The sequence below is a fragment of the Microbacterium sp. ZKA21 genome (assembly GCF_050434165.1).
Classification (GTDB): domain Bacteria; phylum Actinomycetota; class Actinomycetes; order Actinomycetales; family Microbacteriaceae; genus Microbacterium.
In genome coordinates this window covers 150358-172471 of sequence record NZ_JBNPVV010000006.1, presented here as the reverse complement: position 1 = coordinate 172471, position 22114 = coordinate 150358, and the positions used below count along the sequence as shown (strand labels likewise).

The window sequence follows — 22114 nt, the reverse complement described above, 5'->3', positions numbered from 1 at the left end:
TCCGGAGGCCGGCGTCGGGTCAGCTGTTGGCGTCGATGCTCGCCTGGAGCTCTTTCATGTAGTCCTCGGCCGTCATCTGCCCCGTGGTCAGCAGCGTCGCGTTGGTCGAGGCCAGGGAATTGCTCTTCGGGTCGAACAGCGCCTCGAACCACAGGACCGTCTCGTCGATGCCTTCGATGCGCTCCTGGATCTCGGCGGTGTTCTCGGAGAGGTCGGTGACTTCGCCGTTCACCTTGAAGCCCGAGATGACTCCGGCGTCCTGCAGCGCCTGCTGGCCGTAGTTCTCTGCGATGCAGCTGATCCAGTCCTGAACCTTCGGTCCGAACTGCTTCGCGTTGACGATCATGGGAGCGCCCGCGTTGGCCGGGTACTGGTCGATCGATCCCTCGCCGCCCTCGACAGCCGGGAACGGCATGAAGCCGACGTTCTCGCCGCCGATCTGGTTGCGCTCCGGGTCGTTGACGGCGCTGAGGAGCCAAGTGCCGTCGTACGTCATCGCCGCCTTGCCGGTGAGGAACATGTTCGACGACGTGTCGCCGTCCCGAGTGGTGAAGCCCTCACCGAAGTATCCCGCATCCGCGTAGTCGGCCAGCGCCTGCGCGCCGGCGACGTACTCCGGATCCGTGAGCTTCGCCGAGCCGTCCTGGATCGCCGTCATGGCCTCGGGACCGACGTTGCGATAGATGTACAGGCCCATGATGCGGGTCAGCGGCCAGCCGTTCGCACCGGCCTCGGTCATCGGGATGACGCCCGCGTCCTGCAGCGTGGCCGAGGCGGTGAGCAGGTCATCCCACGTCTGCGGCTCCTCGACGCCGTTGTCGGCGAAGATCTGCTTGTTGTAGAAGATTCCCTCGATGTTGTACTGGTACGGCATCGAGACGAAGCCGCCGTACACCTGCTCGACCGTGGACTCGGCGGCCGGAAGGACGTTGTCCCAGGTTCCGGCCTCCTCGAGAGCGGCCTTGAGGTCGCCGACGAGGCCGGCCTTGCCGAGATCGCCGTCCGGGCGGATCAGTGCGGTGCCCGCGATCGTGTGCGTCGGCATCGCGTCCTGACTGGCGAGCAGCGTGATCTTCTGCACCGTGTCGGCCTGCGCCACCTTCTGGTGTTCGAGCGGAAGCGCCTCGTTCTCGGCGGTGCAGGCGCCTTCGGCGAGCGCGGTGAGCTGCTCCTCGAGGACAGGGTTCTCGTTCGCCGTCATGACGGTGAAGGTTTCGGGGTCGGCGCCGGAGCCGCCTTCGGATCCGGCACCGTCGGTGCCGCCGGCGCATGCGGCGAGCGGAACCACCGCTGCCAGTGCGAGACCGAGCGTCGCGAGCCGGCGACGGTTGCTGCGTGAGTCCATGGGGGCGTCCTCCTTGACGGGTGCGAAAGGTACAACGACGACAGTAGGAAAGAATTCGAAGTGTGTCAACAGTCAGGGTTGAAATTCTATTCACTTCGTGGTCAAATCGTGACTACAGTGACGTGAACGCCACCTGGAAGGGGCCCACATGACCGCGACGACTTCGCCGCGAGCACACGCTCGCCTGCGTCCGCTGGATGCCGCAGGCGCACGATGGACGAGCGGATTCTGGGGAGAGGTGCACGATCGCACCCGCGATGTCACCATCCCGCAGATCTGGTCGTCTCTGAGCGATCCGAGCGTGAGCCCCGGGCTGACGAACTTCCGCATCGCCGCGGGACTGGAGCAGGGCGAGCACTCGGGCCCGCCCTTCATGGACGGCGACTTCTACAAGTGGCTGGAGGCCGCGATCGCCCGGCTGGAGACGGACCCGGATGCCGAACTCGCCGCCCGCATCGAGGAGATCGCGTCGCTCATCGCCTCCGTGCAGCGCGAGGACGGCTACCTGCACACCCCGACGGTCATCTCCAGCCGCAATCGGGAGGAGGCGATCGAGCTCGCCGACCGGTTCAACTTCGAGACGTACAACCTCGGGCATCTCATCACCGCTGGTGTGCGCCACCACGAGGTCACCGGCTCGAACACCCTGCTGGATGCCGCGCGCAAGGCGGCGTCGTTCCTCGAGGACCTCGCCACGAACAAGCCGCTCGAACTCGCCCGCAGCGCGATCTGCCCGTCGCACTACATGGCTGTGATCGACCTGTACCGGGTGACCGGCGATGAGCGCTACCTGCGTCTGTCCGAGGCCTTCGTGCGCGTGCGGGACGACTTCGAGGGCGGTGACGACAACCAGGACCGGCTCCCGGTGCGCGAGCAGACCGCCGTCGCGGGCCACGCCGTGCGGGCGAACTATCTCTACGCGGGTCTGGCCGACCTCGTCGCCGAGACCGGGGACGCCGAGCTGCAGGCCGTGCTCACCCGGCTGTGGCGGGATGTCGTGGACACCAAGCTGTACATCACCGGCGGCGCCGGCGCCCTGTACGACGGCGCTTCACCGGACGGATCGCCCTGGCAGGGACAGATCAGCCGCGTTCATCAGTCGTACGGACGCGCCTACCAGCTGCCGCACACCACGGCCCACAACGAGTCGTGCGCCAACATCGGCCTCATCTTCTGGGCGGAGCGGATGCTGTCGCTCACCGGCGAGGCGCAGTATGCGGACGTCATCGAGCAGGTCGCATTCAACAGCCTGCTCTCCAGCATCAGCCTGGCAGGGTCCGAGTACTTCTACACGAACCCGCTGCGCCAGGTGCGCGATCTGCCGTTCGCGCTGCGCCGCCCCGGCGATACCGCGCTGCATCCGGTGCCGTCGCCTCCGCCGTCCGACGAGCGACTCCGCGAGTCGTACCTCAGCTGCTTCTGCTGCCCGCCGAACATCGCGCGCACGCTCGCCCGATTCCATGAGCGCGCGGCGTCCGTCGGCGAGGATGGCGTCTACATCCATCTCTACGGCGGCAGCACGATCGACGCGACCGTCGACGGCGGCCGACTCGCACTTCGCGAGGACGGCGGCTACCCCTGGGGCGAGACCGTCCGATTCACCGTGACGGACGCAGCGGGCAGCATTCCTCTGCAGCTGCGGATCCCCGGCTGGTCCACGGATGCGTCGCTCACGGTCAACGGCGAGGCCGTCACCGTGACCGCACCGGGCTCGTACACACGGATCGAGCGCTCCTGGGCCACCGGCGATGTCATCGAACTGACGCTGCCGATGCCCGTCCGCGTCCTGCGCGGTCACCGGCTCGCGGAGGAGACCACCAATCAGGTGGCCGTCCGCCGCGGCCCCGTCGTGTACTGCCTGGAAAGCGCCGACCTGCCGGTCGGCGTGACGCTGGAGCAGGCCGCCCTCCGCCGAGGCACAGTCTTCACGCCGGTGGACGCCGATATCGCCGGCCACTCGGTCGTCGCACTCGAGGCCGAGATCGCCGTGATCCCGCCGACGGACGAGGACTCGCTCTACGCCGATCTCGCCGATGTCGAGCCGTCGTCGGCCGTCGTCCGACTCGTGCCCTACTACGCGTGGGGCAACCGCGGCGCCGGCGAGATGTCCGTATGGCTCCCCCTGGTCTGGTGACGCGCATGGATGCACAGCACGTCATCGCGACGTACATCATCGAGACCTCCCTGCCCCTGCGGCATGCCGCCGAGGTGCTCGCCGGCGAGCAGTCGACCGGCACGTTCGTGCGGGTCGAACGCGAATCGGACGACCTGCGGGCGCGATTCGCCGCTCAGGTGGAGTCGATCGAGGAGGTGCCGCTGACCGGATCGGCTCCGCTGCCCGGCTCGGTCGGCGATCCGGCGCTGCGACGCAGGGCGGTCATGCGCCTGCGATTCCCGCTCGACAACTTCGGACCGTCGCTGCCGAATCTCCTCGCAGCCGTCGCCGGCAACCTGTTCGAGATCAAGGAGCTCGCCGCGATCCGTCTGATCGACCTGGAGCTTCCGCCGGCATTCGCCGACCGGTACCCCGGCCCCGCGTTCGGCATCGAAGGCACCCGGCGTCTCATGGGCCGGCCGGAGGGAACCATGATCGGCACGATCGTGAAGCCCAGCATCGGGCTCTCCCCCGCCGATCTCGCCGACGTCGTCGGCCAGCTCGCGGAGGCCGGCATCGACTTCATCAAGGACGACGAGCTGCAGGGGAACGGGCCTTCCGCTCCGCTCGCCGAACGGGTGCGGGCCGTCATGCCCGTCCTCGAGAGGTATGCCGACCGTACGGGGCGCAAGCCCATGTACGCCTTCAACATCACGGACGACATCGGCCGTCTGGAGGCGAACCATGATCTCGTGGTGTCCGCGGGCGGGACCGCCGTCATGGCGTGCGTCAATCTCCTCGGCATCCCGGGCCTGGAATTCCTGCGGCGTAACGCCGCGGTGCCGATCCATGGGCACCGCGCGATGTTCGGGTCCTTCGGGCGCTCGGATCAGGTGGGGATAGGATTCCGTGCGTGGCAGAAGCTGGCCCGTCTCGCCGGAGCCGATCATCTGCACACGAACGGCATCAGCAACAAGTTCTACGAGACGGACGAACAGGTGCTCGACTCCATCGCCGCCGTGCGCGAGCCGCTCCTCGGCCTCACACCAACGGTGCCCGTGCTGTCGTCCGGGCAGTGGGCGGGTCTCGCGCACGCCACGTACGCCGCGGTGGGGACGACCGACCTGCTGGTGCTGGCCGGGGGCGGCATCCACGGGCATCCCGACGGCGCCGCTGCCGGCGTCTCGAGCATGCGTGAGGCCTGGGCCTCCGCAGCGCGCGGAGAGAGCGCCGACGACGCGTTCGCGGCATCCGAGGCGATCCGTCGCGCCGCCGAGCGGTTCGGGCCCGTCCGTGTCTGATCCGTCGCACGGGGTCGTCGCGTTCTACGGCGACGATTTCACCGGCAGCGTGGATGCGCTGCTGCAGTTCGCTCGGCGCGGCTGGTCAGGACGCCTGTTCACGACGCTGCCGGATGCCGAGACGCTGGCCCGTGCGGCATCCGAAGTCGACGTGGTCGGCGTCGCGGGCATCTCCCGATCGCTGGGCCCGGCGGAGATGGATGCCGAGCTGCGGCCGGTCCTCGAGGCGTTCGCCGCACTGCAGCCGACGCTCGTGCAGTACAAGGCCTGCTCGACGGCGGACTCGGCGCCGGACGTCGGCAGCCTGGGCCGGGTCGTCGAGCTCGGCCGGGAGGTCTTCGGCGAGCGCACCGTGCCGATGCTGTTCGCCCAGCCCGATTTCGGCCGCTACACCGTGTTCGGTCAGCATTTCGCCGCGGAGCGCGGCACCGTGCATCGACTGGACCGCCAGCCGACGATGTCGCAGCATCCGACGACGCCCATGACGGAGGCCGATCTGGCCGTGCACATCGGCCGCCAGACGGATGCCGCGATCGGAGCGGTGTCCCTCCCGGAGTACGACGACCTTCCGCAGCGCCTGCAGGCGAGCTCGATGGCGGGCGTCGTCCTGGATGCGCTGACGGATGATGATCTGGAGGCCGTCGGACGCGCACTGCAGCAGCTGCCCCCTCCCGTGTTCGCGATCGGATCCGGCGGGCTGTCGCACGGCGTCGCGGCGGCGTCGCCCGGCACGGCGCCGTCGATCCCCGCGGCGACGGCGACCGACCAGGCGGTGCTGGTCGTCTCCGGCAGCCGGTCGGCGCAGACCAGACGCCAGGCGGACGCCGCGTCCGCCGCGGGATGGCTCGTAGCGCCGCTCGCCCTCGACGGGACAACTGCGACGCCTGCCGTGATCGAGGCGCTCCGCGCGGGACGCGGCGTGGTCCTCACCTCCGACGACGCCGACACCGGTTCTGCCGCTGGACGCCCCGTGCTGGAAGCGATCGCGGATGCCTCCGCCTCCGTCATCGCCGCGGCTGTGCGAGCCGGCGTGAGCCGACGGGTGATCGTGTGCGGAGGCGACACCTCCAGTCGGGTGACCCGGCTGCTGGGCGTCGACGCCCTGTCCATCGCCGCGAATCCCTGGGGGAACGTCGTGATCCTGCGCGCGCACAGCCGCGATGCGTCGATCGACGGTCTCGAACTGCTGCTCAAGGGCGGCCAGGTCGGAGCAGACACGCTCTTCACGGACGTCTCCGACCTGGGCTCCTCACCCGTCAGCCGCTGAGCGAGCGTCTCGCCCACGGCTCGTCGAGCGAGCGGAGCGAGCCGAAACGCGCCCACCGACGAACGAGGGCCCGCGTCCCGCTCATCGAACGCCGAAGAGCACGCTCCATGTGGTGCGCTCGCGCTTGATCCGATAGCGCTCGGGCAGCGCGGGGCCCACTGACGCGGAGCCGAGGCCCTGCTGCGCGTGATCGATGTTCAGCCACACACGCCCCGAGTCGACGAGCTCGTGCGGCTTCTGCGCGCGCTCCAGGTCGTGCGAGGTCCAGCGGCGAGCCGTGAAGTCGAAATCGGGAGCACCTTCCACGCGGAGCGTCGGCAAGCCCTCGCCGTGCACCTCGAGCCAGCACGTCCGGGTGTGATTGCCGTTCTCCTGCGGCACAGGGTACGGCACCTGCATCTCGTCGATCGATGACGTGAAGCGACCGATGCGCGACCCCTCGACCGAATCGACGTAGGTCTCACCCGGTCCACGACCGAACCAGGTCACCCGGTCGACAGCGCCAGGAAGGCCGAACAGCAGCCCGAGCCGAGGCACCGGGATGTCGCGGTTCATGTACGGCGTGTTCGTCCACGGGCCGACGAAGTCGGCCTCCGCCTCCAGACGGACCCCTTCGCCCTCGGCTGTCCAGGTCATCGTCCACTCGACGCCGTGCGGGTGCGTCCGCGGTGCAGTACGGCCGCGCACCGTGAGCCGGCCGTCCTCAGCGGACACCGAATCCACGCGGTGCAGCAGTCGATCGAGCATCGTCTTGCGCCACACAGCCGCGAGGTTGTTGGTGTCGCCCTGACCTCGATCATTCTCGGTCGGCGCCCTGTGCAGATCGAGCACGGGGCCGTCGATCTCGAGACCGCCGAGACGCAGCAGGCGTCCCGTCGTCGCATCGAAGACCGCGGTGCCCACGTTGAGCTCGCCCGACGCCGCGGCAGCAAGACTCGGCGCCACCGCCGCCTGCTGGACGGGAGCCGCGCGACCCACGACGTTCTGCCCCCAGGACACGATGTGCCCCGCCGGCGCCCACACCGTTTCGGCGGCGAGCGCGGCCTCGACTGTCAGCACGGCATCCCCCGGCGCATCGCTCGAGGCCAGAGCGGCGACCGCGGCATCTGGGATCGGCATGGCGACCCGATCGCCAGGAGCCAGCACCGGCACGTCCAGGATGCCGTCCGCGACGGCCGCGCCGTCGCACTCGACCGACCAGCGGAAGACGAGATCGCCGGTCGAGGTGCTGTGCCGATCGTTCCCGACGGTCACCGCATCCGCGCCGACCGCGATCGGAACGGTCTCGTGCGCCTTGGTCAGCTCGCGCAGCCCCGGCGTCGGCGTGCGATCGCTGAAGACGAGACCATGCAGGCCGAACCGTCCGCCGCGCGGCTCGTAGTCCACGTCGTCGCCGTGCATCGTGCAGGCGACGCCGTCCTCGGTATGCGCGGTGAAGCCGTGGTCGATCCACTCCCAGACGAACGCCCCGCAGAGCCGATCATGCGCGCGGATGATCTCCCAGTAGTCCTGCAGCCCGCCGGGGCCGTTGCCCATCGCGTGGGCGTATTCGACCAGCAGGAACGGCAGGCCCCGCCGGCGCTCGTCGTCGGCGTCGGAGATGCCATCAGGGGCGTCGTCCTCGGCGTCGAACACCATGCCGTGCATGCTGAGTCGTCCGCCGCGCGGTTCCTCGCGCCGCCCGATCTGCTCGAGCAGGTCGAGAGACGGATACATCAGCGAGTAGAAGTCGGAGTCGCGGTAGCGCGGGTCGCGCTCGTACAGCACGGGGCGCGACGGGTCGCGCTCGTCGAGCCACCGGCGCATCTCAGCGAATCCGTCACCGGTCATGCTCTCGTTCGCCAGCGACCATACGACCACGCTCGGTCGGTTCTTGTCGCGCTCGACGGTGCGTGCCAGGCGATCCATGAGCGCATCGCGCCACTCGGGCAGCGCCGGCGGGTTGTGCTCCCAGCCCTCGTAGATGAAGCCGTGCGTCTCGAGGTCGACCTCCACGACGACCCACAGCCCGTATTCGTCGCACAGTCGGATGAACTCGGGATGCGGCGGATAGTGACTCGTCCGCACGGCATCCACGTTCGCCTGCTTCATCAGCACGATGTCGCGGATCATCGTCTCGCGGTCCAGCGTCCTGCCCGTCTCGGGGTGATGCTCGTGCCGGTTGACGCCGCGGAACGTCACCGCCCGCCCGTTGACGGTGAAGACGCCGTCCACGATCTCGACGTGACGGAAGCCGACGGCCAGCTCCACCCGTTCGCCGGCCGAGCGCAGGATGCCGCGATAGAGCCGCGGGCTCTCGGCGCTCCACGGCTCCACCGGAATCGTCGCCGTCTCACCCGTCGCCATGACGATGCCGAGCTCGGGGATCTCCACGACCGCATCCACCGAGGCATCCACCCGCAGGATGCCGAGTCCGGTGGTGTGGTCGTAGTCGGCGTGCACGAAGTGGTCGTCGATCGCGCCCTCCGGTCGGGCGATCAGCTCGACGTCGCGGAAGATGCCGGGCAGCCACCACATGTCCTGGTCCTCGAGATACGTTCCCGCCGACCAGCGCTGCACCCGCACGGCCAGCACGTTCCGGCCGGCGCGCACCGGGGCGTCGAACTCGAACGGCAGCCGCGAACCCATCGACCAGCCGAGCTCTGCACCGTTCAGCCAGACCTTCGCGCAGGAGTCGACGCCTTGGAACCGGAGCACGGCCGGGCCGAACCCCTCGGGCACGTCGAACTCGAGACGATAGTCACCCGTCGGGTTCTCCGTGGACACCCGTGGCGGATCGAGCGGGATCGGGTACGCCGTGTTCGTGTACAGCGGCCCCTCCTCGGTGCCGAGCATCCGTCGTCGTGGACCGCCGGCGAGCGGGGTGAACTCTTCGAGCACCCAGTGCGACGGCACGCGCATCGGATCCCAACCGGAATCGTCGAAGTCCGGGCGGATGAAATCCGAGCCGGTGCCTTCGCCCGTCGCGCTGAGGCGGAATCGCCAGGTCCCGTTCAGGTCGATCACGGGCGCATCGGTCACCGCATCCGCGCGCGGCGCGCGACGACCGTCACCCGGCCGCGTGCTCTCCCAGTAGCGTTCGGTCACGCCTCCACCTCGTATCGCGAGTCGTCGACCGGCGACGGTGCGGGACCGAGCGCGTCGACCGCCGACCAGAGCGCGTCGGGGATCTCGACCGCGTGCAGTGCCAGGAGCTCTTCGATGCGGCGTGCCGACGAGACGCCGACCACCGTGCGGTCCACGAGCGGCGACCGCGTCGAGAAGCGCAGCGCGACGGCGGCGGTCGGAACAGCGTGCTCGGCGCAGACGCGGAACAGCGACGCGGTCCATGTCGCGAGGGCGTCTCCGATCGGGCGGTACTCGTAGCGCGCGCCATCGCGCGGGCCCTTCACGAGCAGGTCGCCTCCGAACGGAGCGGCGTTGAAGACCGTCATCCCTCGCTCGCGCGCGGCCTCGAAGAGCGATCGTGCGCTGTCATCGACGAGGGTGAAGCGGTTGTGGCAGAGCACGGCGTCGAACAGGCCGCTGTCCACGTAGCGGCGCATGAGCGGGACCGGCGCGGCGGCGATTCCGATCGCGTCCACTGCGCCCTCTTCCCTGAGCTGCACGAGGGCTTCCACTGCACCGCCGGGCGCGAGCGCCTCATCCGAGGTCACGGTGTACGGATCGTGCAGATGCAGGAGCGAGAGCCGGTCCACACCGAGCCGTTCGCGCGTTTCATCGAACGAGCGGCGGACGCGGGCGGCATCGAAGACGCCGGTCTCCCGGTCGCCATCCGCTTTCGATACGATCCGGGATGCCGCGGCATCCCGCTCGTCGGCTCCCAGCGCGGCGAGGGCCTCGCCCAGTGCACGCTCGGATGCTCCTCCGGCGTACATGTTCGATGTGTCGACGAGCATGCCGCTGCGGAGCATGGCGCGTGCGGTGTCGGCGGCGGTGTCGGGATCCGAGCCCAGCGACGACGTGCCGAGGACGAGGGATGCGGGGGCGTTCAGCGTCATTTGCATATCCATTCGGTTCTGAATCAAATCTACTTCAGGTGATCGCGCGTGTCCAGGATCTGTCGATCGAGGGGCCGATCTCCATGGAATCGGTCCCACGCAGCGCGGTCGACTACCCTCGGGAACAGCGTCGATCACCCGATGGCGACGCACCCGAAGCCGTGAGAGATGTGTCCTGATGCTGCACCACCCTGTTCGACGCGCCCGCCGTCTCGTCTCAGCCATCGCGGTCGGCGCCCTCGCGCTCACCGGTGCGATCGTCGCCCCGCTCGCCGCAGCTCCGTCGGCCCAGGCCGCCTACCCCGAGACCTTCAATCCGCTCGCCATGAACGGCGGATTCACGGTCTACGCCCGCGAGGACATCACGCTCGGCAACCAGGAGACCGAAGGCAGCATCGCCGCCGGCGGCGTCGCCACCAAACCCGGCGACTCGCAGTACGCGATCATCCATGTCGCTGCGGGCACCGGCGACTACACGATCCCGTCGATCGACGGCGACCCGACGCGACTCCTCGTCGGCGCTTTCTCCCCGTCCAGCGGTGGCATCACCGCGATCACCAGCGCCGGCACTTCGGATCCCGCGCTGCACGGCGACCTGAAGATGGTCGACCGCGACGGGCCGTGGCAGGCATCCGCCAGGGCGGACTGGCTGCGACTCAATCCGAACGCCGCCTCGCCGGACCAGACCCCGATCATCGACGCGACAGCGCAGACATATCCCGATGACGCCGCACCCCCGGCATCCGGGAACGGCGACGGCAGCATCTACACGGCCGACACCTCTGCCACGGCGGTCGCCGACTACGTCGAGGCGAGCGCCGAGGCGTCCTACGACGATGCAGCCGCGTGCCTCGCCGGGCTGCCGACGTCGGCGCATCAGGTCGACGTGACCGAGAACACCGGCGACCGTGCCGTGCTGGCGCCGCTCAGCCCGGACGAGGTGAACGTCGTCGACTACACCGAGATCGCCGGCGCCTCGCTCATTCAGTTCTCCGCCGGCCCTACGCCGGGAATCGAGAACCCGCTCGTCATCCAGGTACCGGCCGGTACGACGTCCGTCACCGGGGCGCGCATCGACCCGCAGGGCGCGTACTCGCCCTACACGCTGTGGGACCTCTCCGCCGTCACGGGCGACGTCTCGATCGACGCCGCCGGGGTGCGCATGGACGGATCGATCTACGCACCGGACGCGAACGTGACCGTGAACGCGTCTCCCCTGGACGGCCAGGTCATGGGGCGCAACGTCATCCTCGAGGGCGGCGAGGTGCACTCGTTCCTCTTCGCCGGTTCGATCGCGTGCGACGACTCCGAAGGCGCCTTCCGCATCCGCAAGGGCCTCGAAGGAATCGACGCGGATCAACTGCCTGCCGGCACGACGTTCACCGTGAACTTCACGGCCACCGAGCCCGATGGGACCGAGACGACGGGAACCCTCGAGGTGCCGGCGGACGGATCCTGGGTCGCCCCCGCCGGATCGTTCCCGGCCGGGACCGTGATCGTCTTCGACGAGCTCGATCCGGAGTCCGTCCCCGGTTACGAGTGGACCGATGCCACGATCACACCCGAGGAGATCACCGTCGGAGACGGCACGGCCGATGTGGTCGTGACGAACGTCGCCGCCGCGCAGACCGGCACGTTCAGCGTGACCAAGAACATCGAGGTGCTCGACGCCGACGCTCCCACGGTCGACGCGACCGGAACCGTCCCCGTGAACTGGGTCGCCTTCTACGCCGGCGAACCGATCGGTTCCGGCAGCATGGACGTCCCCCTCGACGGCACCGCGGTCGCCGTCGACGAGGACTTCCCGACCGGTACCCGCATCGTTCTCACCGAAGACCTCTCGGCTGCTCAGGCGCCGGACGGCTATCACTGGGTCGCGTCGTCCTGGGATCCGGGCCGCACGTTCCTGATCGGTGACGACACCACCGTCGCGGTCTCCCTCATCAACACACTGGCTCCGGATGACGCCGAGCGCACGATCTCGATCGTGAAGTCCGCCGTCGGAACCGATGCCGACTACGAGTACACCGTCAGCTACAACACCGACCCCGCCCCCGCGCGCACCGACCGGGTCCTGCCGCTCGGCGACCCGGAACTGCTCGACGACATCGAGACCGGCGCCGAGACGCTGGAGCTCGCAGAGCACGTGCCCACGCTCGACGGCACCCCGACGGACCCCGCGGACTGGCAGGACCCGGTGTTCATCGTCACTGCGGACGGCGAGACGCAGGAGTACCGCCCCGGCGGCTTCGACGAGATCGCTTCGATCCCCCTGCCCGACAGCGGCGACGTCGTCATCGAGGTCGCGAACGCGCTCGACCAGGGCACCTTCCAGCTGAACAAGGAGTTCGCCTCCGGCATCCATCTTCCGTCCGGCCTCGAGTTCAGCGTCTCCTGGAGCGCGACCACTCCGGGAGGCGTCACCACCGAAGGCGTGCTGCGCCTGCCGGGCGACGGAACGCCGGTCGGACCCGTGGATGCCGCGGGCGACCCGTTCCTTTTCCCGTACGGGACGGTGATCACGTACGGCGAGCTCGGAGCACCCAGCCCGGAGTGGGTCCGGTGGGAGACCCCCGTCGGCAGCACATCCGGTGAACTCGTGATCGGAACCGACGATCAGGGCACCGTGTCCGCCACGATCACCAACGTGCACTCGGCCCGACTGGGGACGTTCTCGGTCGTGAAGGACCTCGCCGGCATCGATCCGGACGAGCTGCTCATCGACTCGTTCACGGTCGAGTACGTGGCCAGCGTGCCGCGCGGCGACGTTCAGACGGGCAGCTTCGTTCTGCCGGCGGACGGCACTCCGGCGAGCCCGACAGATGACCAGGGCAACCCGATTCTGTTCCCGCTCGGCACCGTCGTGCACCTGAAGGAGGCCACGCCCGACGCATCGGCTCTGCCGTCGGGCTACGTCTGGGCCGGCACGACCTGGAGCCCCTCCGATTCGGTCGTCATCCTGGGCGGAGTCCGCGAGCTCGAGGTCACGAACACGGCCGTCGAGATGACCCGTTTCTCGGTGGAGAAGCAGGTCGTCGGGGATGCCGCGGCCCTCGTCCCCGCCGACACCCTGTTCCCGGTCGAATGGCACAAGGTCCTCATCCGCGAGGAGCCGTTGATGGCCGGAATCGACGCACCAGCTGTGTCACCGTACCTGCCCGTCGGAACGGTCGTCGAGCTGCACGAGGGCGAGCTCCCCGTGATCGACGGCGTCGAGTGGGGGACGGTCAGCTGGAGTGTCGGTGGCGAGGAGCTCACCACCGGCCCCCTGGGCGGGGTCACCATGCAGCTGGAGGGCGGCGACGCCCCGGACCCGATCGCTCTCACGATGACCAACACGGCGAACAGCACGCCGACGTCGGCGTTCAGTGTCGCGAAGACGGTCGATGGAGACGGTGCCTCGGACGTGCCGGACGACACGGTCTACACGATCGAGTACTCCCTCGACGGCGGCGCGGTGCAGACCGCGACCCTGACCGCCGGGGAGAGCGCCAGCGTGACTGACCTTCCGGCCGGCTCGTCGCTGCGGATCCGCGAAGTCGCTCCGCCAGCGGTCGACGGCGTGACCTGGGAGACGGCGACCTGGGCGGTCGACGGACAGCCCCTGACGACGGATGCCGATGGCTGGGCGAGCGTCGACCTCGTCGGCGGGGAATCGCTCGCCTTCTCGGTCGTGAACCACGCGGACGCGCCGGACGGCGGCAGCGATACGGATGCGGACAGCGACGCCGGAGCCGACAGCGACGCCGACGCGGACAGCGGCGCGAACGCTGACAGCGGGGCGAATGCGGATACCGGAGCCGACGCGGACAGCGGCGCGAACGCGGACAGTGGTGCTGGTGCGGACGGCGGAGACGGCGAGCTGCCGACGACGGGCGGGCCGGGGGTCCCGCTGCCCGTCATCGTGGGGGCCGTCGTACTCGTCGTCGCCGGAATCGTGTTGATCGTGGTGCGCCGCCGCCGGAACCAGGACTGACCCGCATCGCCCCCGCCCCCATTCGTTCGTTGAGCGACGCTTCGACTCGCTGCGCTCGCTCAGCGGACGAAGAGGGCGGCCCCTCGTTCAACAAGCGAAAACGGTGACTCAGCCGGCGGTCGAGGCGCGGACCACGAGCTCGGGGCGGAAGCGCACGTTGCGCTCGTAGTCCCCGCTCGGGTCGTCGATCGACCGCAGCAGCAGGTCGACAGCGGTGTGCCCGATGAGCTGAGCCGGCTGGCGGATCGAGCTCAGCGGGACGACGGTCGCGGCGGCGAAGTCGATGTCGTCGTAGCCGATCAGCGCGATGTCCGCCGGCACGCGCACGTCGCTGAACATCGTCAGCGCCTGCAGGATGCCGACGGCGAGCAGGTCGTTCGCCGCGAAGATCGCATCCGGCCGGTCGGCGGCGCTGCGACGGACGAGATCCTCCCCCGCGTCCCGTCCGTGCAGCACCGTGAGCGCCGGCATCTCGATGACCTCGAGCGCGGCATCCGCGACCTCGGCCACGGCCCGGCGCGCACCGGCCAGACGATGCCCGACCTGCGCGATCGCCGCGGGGCCTCCCACGAAAGCCAGTCGACGTCGGCCGACATCGAGCAGGTGCTTCGCCGCCAGGTAGCCGCCCTCGACGTCGTCGACCGATACCGAGCTGAAACCGCTCCCCGGGATCTCGTGGTCGACGAGGACGACCGGGGTTCCGGCATCCTGCAGGCGGCGCAGCTTCGCCGCGTCGTCGGATGCCGGTGTGATCAGCACCCCGTTCACCCGCTGCTCGCGGAAGAGGTCGAGGTAGCCGTCCTCGCGAGAGGCGTCCTCGTCGCTGTTGCCCAGCAGGACCGAGAGCCGGTCCTCCTCGGCGCGCGCCTCGGCGCCTCGGGCGACGTCGGCGAAGAACGGGTTGCCGGCATCGAGCACGACCAGCCCGATGCTGCGACTGCGACCGGCGCGCAGCTGGCGAGCCGCGTCATTGCGCACGAATCCGAGCTCGGCGATGGCGGCCTGCACCCGCTCGACGGTGGCGGCGGCGACCTTGTCCGGCCGGTTCAGCACGTTCGACACCGTGCCGACCGAGACCCCCGCGGTCGCCGCCACGTCGCGCACGCTCACTGCCACTGTCCGCCTCTTCCCGGCGCGACCTCTGGTGCTGTCGCGCGCTGTCCGCGAGTGTACGGCATCCGAACGAGCGCTTACGCGCCCGTGCTCCGCCTGCTGCTGAGGGCGGCCAATCGCTGCTCGATCTCGGCCCGCACCTCCGGACCAGCCAGGTGCGCGAGCCGGTCCTCCAGCACCAGCCTGTCGCCCCACTACGTCCTGGCGCGGAAGTCTTCCGCGGCAGACGGGCGCCACGCGTTCAGCGCACCGACGATCTCGGCATATGCCTCGGTGTCGTCGATGATCGCGGCGAGGCTCGAGGAGAGTCCCACCTCGGCCGGGGCGTCGACCGTCGACCGAGCAGCGCACGAGAACCTGTGCTCGCCGGAGCCGACCGCATGCCGCTGCCCGTCGGGCAGGACGACGTCGGCCTCGGTGTTGGCCGGGACGCCGACCTGCACGACGATGCCGTCGCCCTCGCGATCCCAGCGCACCCGCGCCCGGCCGTAGGGCGTGATGTGCTCGGCCTCGGCGAAGTCGAACCCGGGCAGCGGGTGCGGCTCGATGTGCAGGCGCGCGTACCCCGGCTCGGCCGGCGCGAGACCTGCGAGCGAACGGTGCAGCCAGTCCGCGATCGCGCCGAGCGCGTAGTGGTTGAACGAGGTCATCTCCCCCGGGTTGATCGTGCCGTCTGGCAGCATCGAGTCCCAGCGCTCCCAGATGGTCGTCGCCCCCATCGTGACCGGGTACAGCCAGGACGGGTTCTCGGTCGCCGTCAGCAGGCGACCGGCCACGTCCAGATGTCCGGTACGGGTGAGCGCGTCCTGGATGATCGGCGTTCCGACGAAGCCCGTACCGATCCGGTAGCCGCCGAGCCTGGTCAGCTCGGCCAGCCGGTCGCCGAGCGCCTGCCGGCGCTCCGGCTCGATGATGTCGAACACGATCGCGAGCGCGTACCCGGTCTGCGCGTCCGACATCATGCGTCCGACCGGCGTGACGTACTCGGCGAGGAACGCCTGCCGCACCTCCTCGGCGATCCGGGCGTATGCCTCGGCATCCGCTGTTCGTCCGAGCAGCGCGGCCGAGCGGGCCGTCAGATCGGCGGAGCGGAAGACGTATGCGGATGCGACGATGTCGGTCGAGGTCTTGGCCCTGGCCGGCTCGTTCGGCGGAGCATCAGGGTCGAGCCAGTCGCCGAACTGGAACATCCCCTCCCACAGCCGCCGGTCGCCGGCGAGCGCGACGATCGCATCGGTCCAGGCCTTCATGCTGTCGTACTGCCGCTCGAGCGTCTCCCGATCGGCGAACCGCTCGTGCAGCACCCACGGCACCACGGTCGCGGCGTCGCCCCATGCCGCAGCCGGTCGCGCCGGCCCCAGCACGTTCGGCACGACGAACGGCACGACGCCGTCGACCTGCTCAATCTCGAGATCCCGCAGCCACGAGTCCAGGAATCCTCGGACGTCGTAGAGGAAGCTCGCCGTCGGGGCGAACACCTGGATGTCTCCGGTCCAGCCGAGGCGCTCGTCGCGCTGCGGGCAGTCCGTGGGCACCGAGAGGAAGTTGCCTCGCAGACCCCACACCACGTTCTCGTGCAGCTGCCGGACGAGCGCGTGGGACGTGTCGAACCACCCGGTGCGCTCCATGTCGCTGTGGATCACGACCGCGGTGACGTCCGCAGGGTCGAATGGACCGTGCCAGCCGTCGATCTCGGCATAGCGGAAGCCATGGAAGGTGAACTCCGGCTCCCACACCTCGACACCCGAGCCGGCCAACGTGTACCGGTCCGTCGCGGCCGCAGCGCGCAGCGGTCGGGTACCCAGTTCGCCGTGCTCGAGCACCTCCGCATGCCGCAGCGTCACCACAGATCCGGCAGGACCGGACACACGGATGCGCAGCCGGCCGACCAGGTTCTGGCCGAAGTCGAGCACGGTTCTGCCGCTGGGCGTCGTGATCACCTCGGTGACGGCGCGTTCCTCGATGCGCCGCACGAACGGCGAGACGCGGGCCTCGGGGACGGGCAGGTCGTCGACGACCGCGACGGCAGCCCAGTCCTGCGGTGTCCGGCGCGCGTCGTGGTCCTCCCCCGCGTACAGACCGCTCGCCGTGATCGGCCCTGGTGCGCTCTCCCATGTGTCGTCGGTCGTGACGAGCTCAGAGCGGCCGTCGGCGTATTCGATGAGCAGCTGGGCGGCGAACCGCGGCTGGTCCGCGTAGATCGGCTGCGCGTTTTCGCGGAACCCGTACCTCTCGGTCGCCCACGCCCCGGCGAGACGCACGGACATCTCGTTCTCGCCTCCGCGCAGCAGGGCCGTCACGTCGGTGCTCTCGTGCACGGTGCGCGCCTGGAAGGGCGTCCACCCGGGCTTGAGCACCTGGTCGTCGACATCGGTGCCGTTCACGGCGGCCTGGTAGACGCCCACCGCGGTCGCGTACAGCGTCGCCCTGTGCACGTCGCCCGACACCGCGAACGAGCGCCGCAGCACGGCAGGCTGCGCCGGCCCCGAGGGGGCGGCGACCGCGATCGTGCGGGCCCGCCACTCGCCCTCGGCGAGGAAGCCGGCGACGATCCGGCGCGGTGCGCTCCAGTCGGATGCCGAGCCGTCGGCGCCCGTGACGCGCACGCGCAGCGACACCTCCTCACGAGGAGCAAGGGCGCGGAACGGCCAGGCCAGCCGGACGGACCGGCGCCCCTCGACGACGTGAGCGTGCGTGCCGTCGGCCGCGGTCAGCTCGAGCTCCGCCGTCGCCTGGCGCCAGCCCTCGGCATCCGTCTCGGTGATCCATCCGATCGCGGGCGACGCCGTGGCGACGACGTCGCTGCCATGGGGCGCGTCGACGTCGACGCGCGTGATGGTCGTACTCATGCTCACCTCTCGTTCGTGGCGACGGCGGGCGCCGTCACCGTGATCTCGTGCGTTCCGCTGGACAGGGGTCCGGATGCCGGTGCCCCATCGACCGTGACGATCGACGCCGCGGTCACGGGAGGATCCAGTTCCGCCGTGACGCCGAACGGCACCTCCACCGTCGCGCGCAGCTCGCCGGCGTCCAGTCGCCAGTCGATCGCGAGCCGACCGTACGGGGTGTCGACGGATGCCGCGGCATGGTCGAGCCCGGCCGCCGGCCGCGGAGCGATGCGCGCACGACGGTAGCCGGGTTCGGCGGGCGCGAGGCCGGCGACCGTCCGGTAGACCCAGTCGATCATCGCGCCGTACGCGTAGTGGTTGAACGAGAGCATGCTGCCGCCGGAGTCGTGCGAGCCGGCATCCATGTCTCCGGAGTGGATGCTGCCGTCGGCCCGGATCGCATCCCAGCGCTCCCAGACCGTGGTCGCGCCGCGGTCGACCTGGTAGAGCCAGCTCGGCGCCTCACGGCGCAGCAGCATGAGGTAGGCCTCGTCCAGGTGCCCGTTGTTCGAGAGCGCGAACAGCACGAGCGGCGTGCCGAGGAAGCCCGTCGAGATCCGCCCGTTCTCGGCGCGGACGTTCGCGGCGAGTCCGTCGGCGATCGCGGTGCGTTCGACGTCGGGTGCGAGGGCGAACTCCAGCGCCAGCGCCGCGCCGGTCTGGGTCGTCGCGGCCTCGGCACCCCAACGGTTCCACGTCTCGGCCGCGACGCGGTCGGCGAGATCGTCGTACTCGGCACCGCGGGCCGGATCGCCGACGAGGCGCTCGGCTCGGGCGAGCAGCCGGGCGGAGTGCACGTAGAACGCATTCGCGACGTAGTCGCTGGAGACCTTCGCCTCCCACGGCCGCTCGCCAGGAGCATCCGGGTCGAGCCAATCGCCGTACTGGAACGGCTCGGTCGGCAGCACGACGCCGTCGCCGGCGCGGCGCCGCAGGTGCTCGACCCAGCGGCGCATGCTGCCCAGCTGCTGCCGCAGCACCTCGTCGCTGCCGGAGGCCTCGTACACGGCCCAGGGGACGATGGTCGCGGCATCCGCCCAGCCGGCGCGGCCCATGTTGTCCACCGGGCCCTCCCCCATCCGCATGTCCTCGAAGCGGATGATGTCCGGCACCACGGAGGCGACGCCGCCCTCATCGGTCTGGTCGGCCTCGAGGTCGCGCAGCCAGTTCAGCCAGAAGGCTTCGGCATCCATCAGGGTGCTCGCCGTCGCGGCGAACGCCTGCGCGTCGCCGGTCCAGCCCAGGCGCTCGTCGCGCTGCGGGCAGTCGGTCGGCACCGAGACGAAGTTGTCGCGCTGCGACCAGAACACGTTCGAGTGGAACCGGTCCAGCGCGTCGGATGCCGAGCGGAACGTCGACCGCGCCGGCAGGTCGCTCGAGATCGCGACCGCCGTGGCCGAGACGACCTCGACGGGGCCGGTGACCTCGGCGTGCTGGAAGCCGTGGAACGTGAACTGCGGCTCGAGCACATGCTCGCCGTCGCGATCCAGCGTGTAGAGGTCCGTGGCCTTCGCGCTGCGGAGAGCTGCCGTATGCAGATCTCCGGACGGCTCGAGGATCTCGGCATGACGGACGGTCACGACGTCGCCGGCGCTCCCCCGCACCACGAGACGCACCCAACCGGAGATGTTCTGCCCGGCATCGAACTGCACGGCGCCGTCGCGATCGGTGCGGGTCATGTCGCGCTCCGCGACGATGCGGATCGGCGGGGCGGAGCGCGGTTCGAACCGTGCCGGGTCGCTCTCGATGACGGATGCCGGAGTCCACCCCGAGTCGTCGAACGAGGCCTCGTGGACGCCCTGGGCACGCAGGCGCAGATCCGTGACGGTTCCGTCGTAGATGCTCGCGGACCGGACGGAGCCGAAGCCGCCGCGCCAGGTCTCGTCGGTGGCGACGAGGATGCCGTTCTCGGTGTCGATCTGCGCGATCGCGCCGGAGCGGTCGCCGTAGATCGCGGTGCGGTTCGCGAAGCCCATCCGGCCGCGGTACCAGCCGTCGCCGACCTCGAGCACGATGACGTTCTCGCCCTCGCGGAGCAGCGCTGTGACGTCGATCGTGTCCACGAGCACGCGGGTGCCGTACGACGTCCATCCCGGGGTGAGCCGGGCGTTGCTCGCCCGCTCGCCGTTGATCCAGGCATCCACGAGTCCGAGTGCACTCAGTCGCAGGCGGGCGCGTTCGGGAAGCGCATCGACGGCGAAGACCGTGCGCAGCAGGGCGACCGGGCCTTCGATTTCGCTCGGGATGCCGATGACGGCTGCGCCGAGATCACCAGCGTCCAGTCCTGCCTCGACCACGAGCTCATCGCTCCACGGCGTCCAACCGGTTTCGGTGGCGATCCGGACGGAGAACGCCCGGCGCTCACCCGGCGCGAGATCGCCCACCGGGACGGACACGGACTCACCCGATTCGACGACGTCGCCGACGGACGGCTCGGTGCCGACGGACCCGGTGGCGAGCTGGTAGGCGAGCTGGCCGGCACCGGGCGTCGTGCTCTCCGAGCGCCAGGTGAGACGCAGCCCTCGCGACGGGATGCCGAGCAGCTCGGCGCCGTGCTGCGAGCGCAATGACACGACCCGCGTGGAGGCGTCGGTCTGCGTGAGAGGTGGGGTGGCCGCCATGGCGTTGGTTCCTTCCACTGCGCGCGTCGTCGCGCACAACTCATTTCGGAAACGATCGTTGACTCTCGCCGCGGATCGTCGTACCTTACGAGAGTTGAATGGTTTCAACCTCATTCACCATCATGACGGTCTCGAGGCCGAGACCGCAACCGAGAGTCAGCTTTTACATGGAGGTAAAAGGATGGACAGCACCCGTACCCGAAGGGTTCTCCTCGCCGCAACCGGCGTCGCCGCCCTCGCAATTCCACTCGCAGCATGCAGCACCGGCGGCGGCAGCGCCGACGGAAAAGTCGAGATCTCCTTCCTCACGCAGAACACCGGAACGAACATCGAGGCCGCCGAAGCGCTCATCGCGGCGTTCGAAGAGGAGAACCCGGACATCACCGTCAAGTTGGAATCCCAGCCCGCCGGCACTGAGGGCGACAACCTCATGAAGACGAAGCTCTCCACCGGCGAGATGGAGGACGTCTTCTACTACAACTCCGGATCGCTCTTCCAGGCGCTCAACCCGGATCAGAACCTCGTTCCGCTCGACGACCAGCCGTGGGTCGGCGATCTCATCGACACCATGAGCGCCGTCGTGTCGACGGAGAACGGCATCTACGGTGCACCGTTCGGTGCGACCCAGGCCGGAGCCGTCGTCTACAACAAGAAGGTGTATGCCGATCTGGGCCTCGAGGTCCCGACCAGTTGGGACGAGTTCGCCGCGAACAACGAGGCGATCAAGGCCGCAGGCATCACCCCGGTCATCCAGACCTACGGCGACACCTGGACCAGCCAGTTGTTCATCCTCGGCGACTTCGGCAACGTGCTCGCTCAGGACCCGGACTGGGCGGACGAGTACACCGCGGGCAACCGCACGTACGCCGAGGAGCCCGCACTGCAGGGCTTCGCCAACCAGCAGGCGGGCTTCGAGGCCGGCTGGTGGAACGAGGACTACGCATCGGCTCTGTACGACGACGGCGCCCGGATGGTCGCCACCGGTGAGGGAGCGCACTACCCGATCCTCACGGGCATCGTCTCGACGTTCCAGCAGAACTTCCCCGACGAGCTCGAGAACATCGGCGTCTTCCCGCTGCCGGCACAGAACGCCGAGGACACGAAGCTGACGGTCTGGCTGCCGAACGCGGTGTACATCCCGAAGACCACCGAGGGCGACAAGCTCGAGGCCGCGAAGACATTCGTCGCGTTCATCAACTCCGCCGGCGGCTGCGAGGTGCAGACGACGGCCATGGTCCCCAGCGGACCGTTCGCGACCAGCGCCTGCGAGCTGCCCGACGATGTGCCCGGCCTGCTGACGGACATGCAGCCGTACTTCGACGAGGGCAACACCAACCCCGCCCTCGAGTTCCTCTCTCCGATCAAGGGCCCGAACCTCGAGAACATCACGGTCGAGGTCGGCAGCGGCATCCGTCCGGCCGACGAGGGCGCAGCTCTCTACGACGAGGACGTGAAGAAGCAGGCCCAGCAGCTGGGCCTGGACGGTTGGTGATCCGCGACTGACCAT

11 protein-coding genes are annotated in these 22114 nt (G+C 69.6%); 5 read left to right on the top strand and 6 right to left on the bottom strand.

The window, feature by feature from the left end; genetic code table 11:
* Positions 1 to 19: 19 nt before the first annotated feature.
* Positions 20 to 1345: an ABC transporter substrate-binding protein gene (locus M2317_RS13600; protein WP_429460989.1), complete on the bottom strand. Its 1326-nt coding sequence runs from the start codon at positions 1343 to 1345 to the stop codon at positions 20 to 22.
* A 148-nt stretch (positions 1346 to 1493) separates the two neighbouring features.
* Between M2317_RS13600 and M2317_RS13595 the strand changes: the two genes are divergently transcribed.
* From M2317_RS13595 to M2317_RS13585, 3 genes are read left to right on the top strand one after another with little or no spacing between them, the layout of a single operon-like run.
* Entirely contained in the window at positions 1494 to 3479 is a 1986-nt protein-coding gene (locus M2317_RS13595; protein WP_429460987.1) for a glycoside hydrolase family 127 protein, read from the top strand.
* 5 nt (positions 3480 to 3484) lie between these two features.
* Positions 3485 to 4741: a RuBisCO large subunit C-terminal-like domain-containing protein gene (locus tag M2317_RS13590; protein WP_429460985.1), complete on the top strand. Its 1257-nt coding sequence runs from the start codon at positions 3485 to 3487 to the stop codon at positions 4739 to 4741.
* Positions 4734 to 6008 carry a four-carbon acid sugar kinase family protein gene (locus tag M2317_RS13585; protein WP_429460983.1) on the top strand — a complete coding sequence of 425 codons (1275 nt, stop codon included), beginning with the start codon at positions 4734 to 4736 and terminating at the stop codon, positions 6006 to 6008. The genes M2317_RS13590 and M2317_RS13585 overlap by 8 nt, the downstream gene beginning before the upstream one ends.
* Positions 6009 to 6089: 81 nt before the next feature.
* Here M2317_RS13585 and M2317_RS13580 read toward each other — a convergent pair whose 3' ends face one another.
* Positions 6090 to 9095: a glycoside hydrolase family 2 TIM barrel-domain containing protein gene (locus M2317_RS13580; RefSeq protein WP_429460981.1), complete on the bottom strand. Its 3006-nt coding sequence runs from the start codon at positions 9093 to 9095 to the stop codon at positions 6090 to 6092.
* Positions 9092 to 10009, bottom strand: coding sequence for an aldo/keto reductase (locus M2317_RS13575; protein WP_429460979.1), 918 nt, complete (start codon positions 10007 to 10009; stop codon positions 9092 to 9094). Before M2317_RS13575 ends, M2317_RS13580 begins: the two co-directional genes overlap by 4 nt.
* A gap of 178 nt (positions 10010 to 10187) precedes the next feature.
* Between M2317_RS13575 and M2317_RS13570 the strand changes: the two genes are divergently transcribed.
* Positions 10188 to 13985: a DUF5979 domain-containing protein gene (locus M2317_RS13570; RefSeq protein ID WP_429460977.1), complete on the top strand. Its 3798-nt coding sequence runs from the start codon at positions 10188 to 10190 to the stop codon at positions 13983 to 13985.
* Positions 13986 to 14093: 108 nt separating this feature from the next.
* Here M2317_RS13570 and M2317_RS13565 read toward each other — a convergent pair whose 3' ends face one another.
* From M2317_RS13565 to M2317_RS13555, 3 genes are all read right to left on the bottom strand, one after another.
* A complete protein-coding gene (locus M2317_RS13565) occupies positions 14094 to 15101 on the bottom strand; it encodes a LacI family DNA-binding transcriptional regulator (RefSeq protein WP_429460975.1) in 1008 nt (335 codons plus the stop codon).
* Positions 15102 to 15292: 191 nt separating this feature from the next.
* On the bottom strand, positions 15293 to 17947 hold the full coding sequence (locus M2317_RS13560; protein WP_429460973.1) for a family 78 glycoside hydrolase catalytic domain: 2655 nt from the start codon (positions 17945 to 17947) through the stop codon (positions 15293 to 15295).
* Positions 17948 to 17949: 2 nt separating this feature from the next.
* Positions 17950 to 20607: a family 78 glycoside hydrolase catalytic domain gene (locus M2317_RS13555; protein ID WP_429460971.1), complete on the bottom strand. Its 2658-nt coding sequence runs from the start codon at positions 20605 to 20607 to the stop codon at positions 17950 to 17952.
* Positions 20608 to 20788: 181 nt separating this feature from the next.
* Here M2317_RS13555 and M2317_RS13550 point away from each other — a divergent pair, with 181 nt between their 5' ends.
* A complete protein-coding gene (locus M2317_RS13550) occupies positions 20789 to 22099 on the top strand; it encodes an ABC transporter substrate-binding protein (RefSeq protein WP_429460969.1) in 1311 nt (436 codons plus the stop codon).
* Positions 22100 to 22114: the final 15 nt, after the last annotated feature.